The sequence below is a fragment of the Curtobacterium sp. MCLR17_040 genome (assembly GCF_003234735.1).
GTDB classification, from domain to species: Bacteria; Actinomycetota; Actinomycetes; order Actinomycetales; family Microbacteriaceae; genus Curtobacterium; species Curtobacterium flaccumfaciens.
The window spans coordinates 123,448-132,110 of record NZ_QKTE01000010.1 but is presented as its reverse complement, the minus strand read 5'-3'; the positions used below and the strand labels follow the sequence as shown (position 1 = coordinate 132,110).

The 8,663-nt window shown below is 71.1% G+C and carries 7 protein-coding genes; 3 read left to right on the top strand and 4 right to left on the bottom strand.

Annotated features, from left to right (window positions below):
- Positions 1-218: 218 nt before the first annotated feature.
- Genes DEJ01_RS10905 through DEJ01_RS10895 form a run of 3 tightly spaced genes read left to right on the top strand, consistent with a single transcriptional unit; the run spans position 219 to position 3,042 of the window.
- Positions 219-1,538: a GNAT family N-acetyltransferase gene (locus DEJ01_RS10905; protein ID WP_111092977.1), complete on the top strand. Its 1,320-nt coding sequence runs from the start codon at positions 219-221 to the stop codon at positions 1,536-1,538.
- On the top strand, positions 1,538-2,002 hold the full coding sequence (locus tag DEJ01_RS10900; protein WP_111092976.1) for a DUF2087 domain-containing protein: 465 nt from the start codon (positions 1,538-1,540) through the stop codon (positions 2,000-2,002). The genes DEJ01_RS10905 and DEJ01_RS10900 overlap by 1 nt, the downstream gene beginning before the upstream one ends.
- 50 nt (positions 2,003-2,052) lie before the next feature.
- Complete coding sequence (locus DEJ01_RS10895) at positions 2,053-3,042, top strand: squalene cyclase (protein WP_111029931.1); 990 nt, start codon at positions 2,053-2,055, stop codon at positions 3,040-3,042.
- Positions 3,043-3,196: 154 nt separating this feature from the next.
- Here the strand turns inward: DEJ01_RS10895 and DEJ01_RS10890 are convergent, their stop codons facing one another.
- Genes DEJ01_RS10890 through DEJ01_RS10875 form a run of 4 tightly spaced genes read right to left on the bottom strand, consistent with a single transcriptional unit; the run spans position 3,197 to position 8,536 of the window.
- Positions 3,197-4,201: an ABC transporter permease gene (locus DEJ01_RS10890; RefSeq protein ID WP_027466175.1), complete on the bottom strand. Its 1,005-nt coding sequence runs from the start codon at positions 4,199-4,201 to the stop codon at positions 3,197-3,199.
- Positions 4,198-5,133, bottom strand: coding sequence for an ABC transporter permease (locus DEJ01_RS10885; protein ID WP_111087330.1), 936 nt, complete (start codon positions 5,131-5,133; stop codon positions 4,198-4,200). Before DEJ01_RS10885 ends, DEJ01_RS10890 begins: the two co-directional genes overlap by 4 nt.
- Positions 5,130-6,872, bottom strand: coding sequence for an ABC transporter ATP-binding protein (locus DEJ01_RS10880; protein WP_111092975.1), 1,743 nt, complete (start codon positions 6,870-6,872; stop codon positions 5,130-5,132). The genes DEJ01_RS10885 and DEJ01_RS10880 overlap by 4 nt, the downstream gene beginning before the upstream one ends.
- Positions 6,869-8,536, bottom strand: a complete 1,668-nt coding sequence (locus tag DEJ01_RS10875; RefSeq protein ID WP_111092974.1) for an ABC transporter substrate-binding protein — start codon at positions 8,534-8,536, stop codon at positions 6,869-6,871. Before DEJ01_RS10875 ends, DEJ01_RS10880 begins: the two co-directional genes overlap by 4 nt.
- Positions 8,537-8,663: the final 127 nt, after the last annotated feature.

Sequence of the window (8,663 nt, the reverse complement as noted above, 5' to 3'; positions counted from 1 at the left end):
ACCCCGCACCGAGCCACCTCCACCGCCCCGACCCACGAACTCAGCACCGTGCGGCCCGCCCTGCATCCCGCACCGAGCGTCCGCGGCACCCGAACCCGGCACCCGAACCGGCCACCCGCACCCCGCAGCCCGTCCGCCGGACGCGATCCGGGCCTCCAGTCCGACCGGACCGAACACGCGCCTGTCGCGACGTCACCCGGTCCCGATAGTGTCGGAACGTGAGCAACGAGGCATTCGACGACCGCTACGAGCTGCGCGAGTTCGCGCCCGGGACGGACGACAAGGGGGCACCGAACGCCGAGACGGCAGCGTGGATGCAGGCCGTCGGGATGGGCTTCCACGAAGCCGACCCCGACGCCGAGGGCGCAGCCCGCATGGCGTCGCACTTCATCGCCGACGAAGAGACGTTCCTCGGGGTCTACGTGCGCGAGCCGTTCCCGGGTTCCGTCGACGAGACGTGGCCGGCCGGCACCTTCACGTGGTTCCGCAAGGCGCTGAGCTGGGGCGACGGGTCCTCCGTCGACACCCAGGCGATCTCCGCGGTCACCGTCCGCCCGACCGAGCGTCGCCGCGGCATCCTGCGCCGGATGATGACGCACGCGCTCGAGCGCGGGGTCGCCGAGGGCTACGCCGTCGCGTCGCTGACCGCGTCCGAGGGCACCATCTACCGCCGCTTCGGCTTCGGCTGCGCCATCCGCGAGCGTGCCGTGCACGTCCGCCGCGAGCGCGCGCTCCCCCTGCTCGCCCCGACCTCCGGCACGGTGTCGGTCGTCACGCCGCAGTGGGTGGCCGACGGCCCGGGCAAGGCGGTCTTCGACCGGTTCCACGTCCGCACCCCCGGCTCGATGGTCCGCAACACCGGAACCTGGCCGATCGCGTTCGGCCTGCTCGGCCACGACGGGCAGAAGGCGAAGGACGTCCGCGCGGCGGTGCACCGTCCCGACGGCTCCGACGAGATCGACGGCTACGTGACCTGGCGCGTCAAGGAGGACCGCGGCTCCGACACCGCGCTCGAGATCGTCGACCTGGTCTACACGGACGACCAGGCCTACACCGCCCTGTGGGAGTTCCTGCTCTCGGTCGACCTCAACGACGTCGTGAAGTACAACCGCTCCCGCCTCGACGACCCCATCGTCGCGGCGCTCGGCGACAACCGCGCGTACGACGTCGACCACGAAGAGGACCACGTCTGGCTGCGCGTGCTCGACGTGCCGACGGTGCTGGCCTCGCGGCCGTTCGCCGTCGACGGGTCGCTGACACTCGGGGTCACCGACGCGCTCGGCTTCACCACCGGTACGTACCGCCTCGACGTCCAGGAGGCCCGTGGCACCGTCACGCGCATCGCCGACGACGTCGACGTGGCCGGGTCTGACGTCCAGCTCGACGTCGCAGAGCTCGGTGCGCTGCTGATCGGCTCGGTCTCCCCCGTCACGTTGGCCGCCGCGGGGCTCGTCCGCGCTGCGGACCCGGCGTCGGTGGAGCTGCTCCGCGCGATGCTGCTGCCGCCGCGGACGCCGCACGGCATCACGTACTTCTGATGGACGTCGCCCGGGTGGTGGGGCGCGCACGTCAGGTCGTCTCCGTCCTGGCGTCCCCCACCCTGCGAGCAGCGGTGCTCGGCGGGAGCCCCGTCGATGACCGCACCCGGGCAGCGATCGACTCGTTCGACTGGCTCACCGACGACGGCCCGGACGCGTCGGTGCTCGGCCGGACGGCACGCGAACTCCAACGGCTGCAGTCTCCGGCCGCGGTGCTCGAGTTCGACCGGATCGAGCGGATGCCGGTGAAGGACGTCGAACGACATGCGCTGTCCGTCCGGATCGTGGAGCTCGTGTTCGAGCGACTCGGACAGGAGCGAGCCGTGCCGGAGGCCGTCCTGAACGCGGCCATCGGCATGTTCGCGACCGATGTCTCCGTCGTGCGCCGGGACGCCGTGGACCTCGGCGTCCTGACGCGCACCGACGACGGTTCGGTCTACCGGATGGTGCGTCGTCCGGCCTGATGCTGCTCGGTCGTCCCGCACGGCGCGCAGCAGCGAGTAGTCTCCCCGCCATGACGGACGACACGGTGGTCGACTGGCTCGTCGCCTCCGACCCGGCACTGCGCTGGCAGGTCGAGCGGGACCTCGTCGACGCCCCCGCCGCGACGTGGCAGGCCACCCGTGCCCGGGTCGCGACCGAGGGGTTCGGCGCAGCGCTCCTCGCTCACCAGGACCCGGACGGACAGTGGGCTGGCGGCTCGTACTTCCCCGCCGACTTCGACCCCGACGGTCCCGAGGCCCAGGCCGCCGGACAGCCCTACACGGCGACGACCTGGTCGCTCAACACGCTGCGCGACTGGGGGCTCGACGCCGCTGTGCTCGGGGACACCGCCGTGCGCCTCGCCGAGAACAGTCGGTGGGACTACGACGACCTGCCGTACTGGGGCGGCGAAGTGGACTGCTGCATCAACGCCTTCACGCTCGCCAACGGCACCTGGCTCGGTGCTGACGTGGATGACATCGCCGAGTGGATCCTCGAGCACCAGCTCGCCGACGGTGGCTGGAACTGCGAGTGGGTCGAAGGGTCCACCGTGTCGTCGTTCCACTCGACCCTCAACGTGCTCGACGGGCTGCTGCAGCACGAGCAGCTGTCCGAGGGATCGCACCCGCGCGCCACGGAGCTCCGCGCCGCCCGACACCGCGGAGCCGAGTACCTGCTCGAACGGCGGCTGCTGTACCGGAAGTCCGACGGCGAGCTCGTCGGCTCCTGGGTGCACCGTTTCGCGTACCCGTCGCGATGGATCTACACCGCGCTTCGGGCGACCGATCACCTGCGGGCGGCCGGGTTGCAGGACGGGACCCCGCCGGACCCACGTGCTGCCGAGGCGATCGAGCTCGTCCGGGCGGCTCGCAACGCCGACGGCACCTGGACCCAAGGTGAACGTGCACCAGGGCGGCAGTGGTTCGAGGTCGACGTCCCGGCGGGCGAACGCTCGAAGTGGCTCACCCTGATGGGGACGCGGGTCCTGCGGTGGTGGGACGGCGCGGCAACGGCCGGCTGACCTCGCACGGTGCGAGGGGCGAGCGCTCTGGTGCGAGGTTCCCGATTCCGTGGCAGGCGGATGCGCTCGCACGGAGTACGGAACCTCGCACCACAACAGCGGCGGGGGCACCTGACCTCGCACGGTGCGAGGCTCGGCACGAGCGGGGGCGCCCTTACGCCCGGCGCCGCACCCGCGGGTCGACGAACGCGTAGACCACGTCGACGATCACGTTCGCCGTGACGATGAGCAGCGCCGAGAACAGCGTGAAGCCGACGACCACCTGCAGGTCGAGCGTGTGCACCGCGTCGATGAGCAGCGCGCCGAGGCCCTGCATCGAGAACACCTTCTCGGTGATGACTGCACCACCGAGCAGTGACCCGAGGTCGAGCCCGAACAGCGTCACGACGGGCAGGATCGCCGTCCGGAGCCCGTGCCGCACGACGACCTGTCGCTCGCGCAGCCCCTTGGCCCGGGCGGTCCGGACGAAGTCCTGCGACATCGACTCGAGCATCTCGCCACGGGTCAACCGGGCGTATATCGCCGCGCTGATGAACGCGAGCACGCACCACGGCAGGATCAGGTGGGTGAACCAGCCGACCGGGTCGTCGCCGAAGGCCACGTACCCGCTCGTCGGCAGGATCCCGAGCACGAACCCGAACAGCAGGATGCCGAGCAGCCCGACCAGGTACGCCGGGGACGAGACACCGGCGACCGCGACCGTCATCACGGCCCGGTCGACGAAGGTGCCGCGGCGCAGCGCCGAGACGGTGCCGCCGAACACCCCGGCGACGAGCCACAGCACGGCGGCGCCCACGGCGATCGAGGCCGTGACGGGCAGGCGCGCCAGGATCAGCTCGGTGACGCTCTCGTGCAGCTGGAACGAGTACCCGAAGCACGGCGCCGCGCACTCGATGACGCTGTTGCCGCTGCCGAAAGTGCGGCCGGTGAAGATGCCGGCCAGGTAGGCCCCGAACTGCGCGAGCCAGGGCTTGTCGGTACCGAGGAACGCCTGGACCTCTCGCAACCGGTCGGGGGTGCAGGGCTTGTCGCAGATCGCCCGGGCCGGGTTGGTCGGCAGGAGCATGAAGAGCGCGTACGTGATGGCCGCGACGACGAGCAGCACGACGGCGGCCCCGAGCACGCGGATCGCGAGGAAGCGCAGGGTGGCGGCGTTCACGCGGTGCCCCCTCGCGGGTCGAGAGCGTCGCGCAGGGCGTCACCGAGCACGTTGAAGGCGAGGGTGATGAGGAACAGTGCGGCTCCGGGGAACACGAGGTACATGGGATCGGTCTGCACCCAGCCGATGGCGTCGCCGATGCTGCGACCCCACGACGGCGTCGGCGGGTTGACGCCGACGGCCAGGAACGAGAGCGCGGCCTCGGCACCGATCATCGACGGGATCGAGATGGTGGCGTAGACGGTGATCGTCGCGGCGAGGTTCGGCAGCAGCTGCGTGCGGATGACGTGCCAGCGTCCGGCGCCCATCGCGGTGGAAGCGACGACGTAGTTGCGGCTCACGAGCGACAGCGTCTGCCCCCGCACCACACGGGCCACGGCCGGCCAGCCGAAGAACCCGATGACGAGCACGACGAGCACGGGCTTCGGGAACGACGACGGCACGATCGCGGTGAGGGCGATCATGAACACGAGCGACGGGAACCCGAAGATCACGTCGACGACCCGCGAGAGCACCCGGTCGTACCAGCCGCCGAAGAACCCGGTCGTGACGCCGACGAGCACGCCGATGACGATCGACACCAGGGTCGCGGCGAGCCCGATGCCGAGCGACGTCCGCGCACCGTAGGTGACGATCGAGAACAGGTCGCGCCCGGTCAGGGGCTCGACACCGAACCAGTGCTCGCCGCTGATGCCGCCACCCGCACCCCGGGGCGCACCGAACGAGTTGAGCGCGTCGATGTCGTACGAGTACGGGTCCTGCCCGGACGCCTTCGCGATGAGCGGGGCCGCCACGGCGACCACCAGGAACACCGCGATGACGACGGCCGAGGCCACCGCCCAGCGGTCCTGCCGGACGCGTCGCACCACGGCCCGGAAGCCGGTGGTCCGGCCGGACGGTGCGACCGGTCGGTCGACGACGTTGGCCGTCACGAGGCCACTCCTTCCCACGCGCGCCATGCCTCGCGGCGAGCGGCCTGTCGCACGGGATCGGCGACGGGCGCTGCGGCGAGGAGCATGCGCGTGTAGTCCTGTTGCGGGTCGTCGAGCACGGCGTCGGTGTTCCCCCGCTCGACGACCTGGCCGTCGCGCAGCACGATCACCTGGTCGGCGAGCTGACGGACGACGGCGAGGTCGTGGCTGATGAGCAGCATGCCGAAGCCGAACTCCCGCTGCAGCCCGGCGAGCAGGTCGAGCACGGCGGCCTGCACCGTCACGTCGAGGGCCGAGGTCGGTTCGTCGGCGATGACGAGTGCCGGCCGCAGTGCGAGCGCACGTGCGACGGCGACGCGCTGCCGCTGGCCGCCGGACAGCTGGTGCGGGAACCGCTCGGCCCACGTCGGGTCGAGCTGCACGGCGGTCAGCAGTTCACGGACCCGTTCGGCCCGGTCGGCGGCGGAGTCGGTGCCGTGCACGAGGAGCGGTTCCGCGATGCTCCAGCCGATGGTCTGCCGCGGGTTGAGCGACGACGCCGGGTCCTGGAACACGATGCCGACCCGACTGCGCAGCTCGCGCAGTCGTCGTCCGCGAGCGGTGCGCAGGTCGCTGCCGTCCACCTCGACCGAGCCTGCGACGACGGGCACCAGGCCCGCGAGCGCGCGCCCGATCGTGGACTTGCCGGAACCGGATTCGCCCACCAGGCCGACGGTCTCGCCGGCGTGCAGGTCGAGGTCGATGCCGGACACGGTCGGCCCGCCTCGGCGCGAGTACCGCACGGCGACGTCGCGCAGGCGCGCCACGGACTGCCTGGAGGCGCGACTCGCGTCGTCGACGTCGGCCAACGCCGAGACGGTGCTCGCGTCTGCGGACAGATCGCGGCTTGCCGGAGCCGAGTCCGGTCCGGCAGGCCGAGTCTCGGTCGACGCGAGCTGCTCGTCGGACGCGGGACGCGCCTCCAGGCTGGGGACGGCCGCGAGGAGCTCGCGCGTGTAGTCGGCGGTCGGGTGGGCGAAGACCTCGGCGACGGTCCCGTGCTCGACCGGGTCGCCGCGGCGCAGCACCAGCAGGTCGTCCGCGACGTCGGCGACCACGCCCATGTCGTGGGTGATGAGCAGTACGGCGAGGGAGCGCTCGCGGCCGAGCCGCCGCAGCAGGTCGAGGATGCCGGCCTGCACGGTGACGTCGAGCGCGGTCGTGGGCTCGTCGGCGAAGAGTGCGACCGGGTCACCGGCAAGGGCCATCGCGATCATCGCGCGCTGGAGCTGGCCGCCGGACAGTTCGTGCGGGTAGGCCTTCCGGATGCGCTCCGGGTCGGCGAGCCCGGCGTCACGGAGCAGTTCGTCGACGCGTGCCCGGACCCCGGCGCGGTCGAGCCCGGTCGGGTGCACTCGGACGGCCTCGGCGATCTGGGTGCCGATGGACAGGACCGGCGTGAACGAGTTCATCGGCTCCTGGAACACCACGCCGATGCCCGCACCCCGGACGGCGCGGACCGTCTCGACGGGGGCACCGATGAGTTCCTCGCCACGGAACCGGGCGCTGCCCGACACCGAGGCCTGCGGCGGCAGGAGCCCGAGCACGCTCATGGCGCTGACGGACTTGCCCGAGCCGGACTCCCCCACCAGGGCGAGGACCCGGCCGGGCGTCAGGTCGAAGGAGACGTCACGGACGACGGGCTCCGCGTCGCCGAACGCGACGCGGAGCCCCTCGACCTGCAGGATCGGTTCGGTCACTGCTTGAGCGAGACCTTGAGGTAGTTCGGGTACGCGGGGAAGTCCGCGATCTGGAAGTTCTGCACGTTCGAACCGGCCAGGAAGGACTGCTTCGCGTAGATCAGCGGCACGACGGGGGCGTCGGCCATGATCTTCTGGTCCGCCTGGGCCCAGAGCTTCTGCGCGTCGTCCTGGTCGACCGTGGAGCTGGCCTTCGCGATGAGGGCGTCGACCTCGGGGTTGCTGTACTTCGAGACGTTGTAGCCGCCGCCACCGATCTGCGACGAGTCGTACAGGGGCTGCAGGTTGGCGTTCGCGCTCGGGAAGTCAGGCTGCCAGCTCGACAGCGACAGGTCGAAGTCGGTGCCGTTGGTGGTCGCCTGCGTGAAGGAGTCGTAGTCGAGCGGCTTGAGCGTCACGGCGATGCCGGCACGCTTCAGGCCGGACTGCAGCGCCTGGGCCTGGGCGAGGTAGGTGGGGTCGTTCTGCGTCACCAGGGTCAGCTTCAGGTTGCTGACGCCGGCCTCCTTGAGCAGCTGCTTCGCCTTGTCGACGTCGCCGGTGGCCTTCGTCTTGTACAGGTCGTAGTCCTGGCGTCCGGCGATGCCCGGGGTGATGAGCGTCGAGGCGTACGAACCGGCGATCGCGCCGCCGGCGGCGATGCGGAAGGACTTGCGGTCGACCGCGTACTGCAGCGCCTGGCGGACCTTGAGGTCCTTGAGCTCACCGCGCTGCGTGTTGATCGCCATGTAGCTGATCGGGCCGGCCTTCGAGGTGGCGAGGCGGTCCTGGGCGGCCGGGTTGCTGCGGACCTGGTTGAGCTCGGCGGCCCCCAGGTAGATGGCGCCGAAGGAGTTCTTGGCGTCGCCGTTGTCCGCGATCAGCGTCTGCGTCGCCGTGGACTGGTCCTGGCTCTCCTTGAAGACGATCTTCGACGGGCCGGCGGTGCGGACATCGTCGGTCTTCGCGCTCCAGTTCTTGTTGCGGACGAGCGTGACCTGCGAGCCCTGCGTGTTCGACTGCACCTGGTACGGACCGGACGCGACCGGCTTCAGGTCGTAGGCGCCGGTGTCCTTGCCGTCGCCCTCGGGCACCGGGGTGAACGCGGGCATCGACGCGAGCCACGGCCAGTCGCCGTACGCGTCGTTCAGCTTGAAGACGATGGTCTTGTCGTTCGGGGTCTCGATGCTGTCGAGCGACTTGCCGTCGAACGGGCCCTTGTAGGAGTCACCACCGACCAGGAGCGACTTGTGGTAGCTCAGGCCACCGCTCAGGGTCGGCGCGAACGAGCGCTCGATGCCCCACTTGATGTCCTTCGTGGTGATCGGCGTGCCGTCCTGGAACTCGACGCCGTCCTTCAGCGTGTAGGTCCAGGTCTTGCCGTCGTCGCTCGAGACGCCGGTGTTGGTCGCCAGGTCGGGGACGACCTTCGCCGTCTTGCCCGGCTCGACGTCCCACGTGGTGAGCCGTCGGGCGACGAGGCCCATCGACGTGATGCCGAGGCTCTGGCTGGTCGCGGGGTCGAGGTGGAACGAGGTCTGCGGCGTCAGGATGTTGAGCGTGCCGCCCTTGGCCGTGCCCTCGGCGCCGTCGTCGGACGAACCCCCACCCGAGCAGCCGGTCAGGACCAGGGCTGCTGCTGCGGCGACGGCCGCGGTGATCGTCAGGCGGTTGGGGCGTCTCATGACGGTGCTGCTCCTCGGGGAAGGGGGTCGCGATCGCGGTGGCGGTCGCTGCGACGGCGGAACGGTTCACCCGCCGGGCGGCGTCCATCCTGACACCGCGACGGTGGCCCGTCCGAATCTCGCGTGC

Coding starts and splice junctions, on each gene's coding strand:
- DEJ01_RS10875 (WP_111092974.1), bottom strand. CDS start 8,536: ATGAGACGCCCCAACCGCCTGACGATCACCGCGGCCGTCGCCGCAGCA.
- DEJ01_RS10900 (WP_111092976.1), top strand. CDS start 1,538: ATGGACGTCGCCCGGGTGGTGGGGCGCGCACGTCAGGTCGTCTCCGTC.
- DEJ01_RS10895 (WP_111029931.1), top strand. CDS start 2,053: ATGACGGACGACACGGTGGTCGACTGGCTCGTCGCCTCCGACCCGGCA.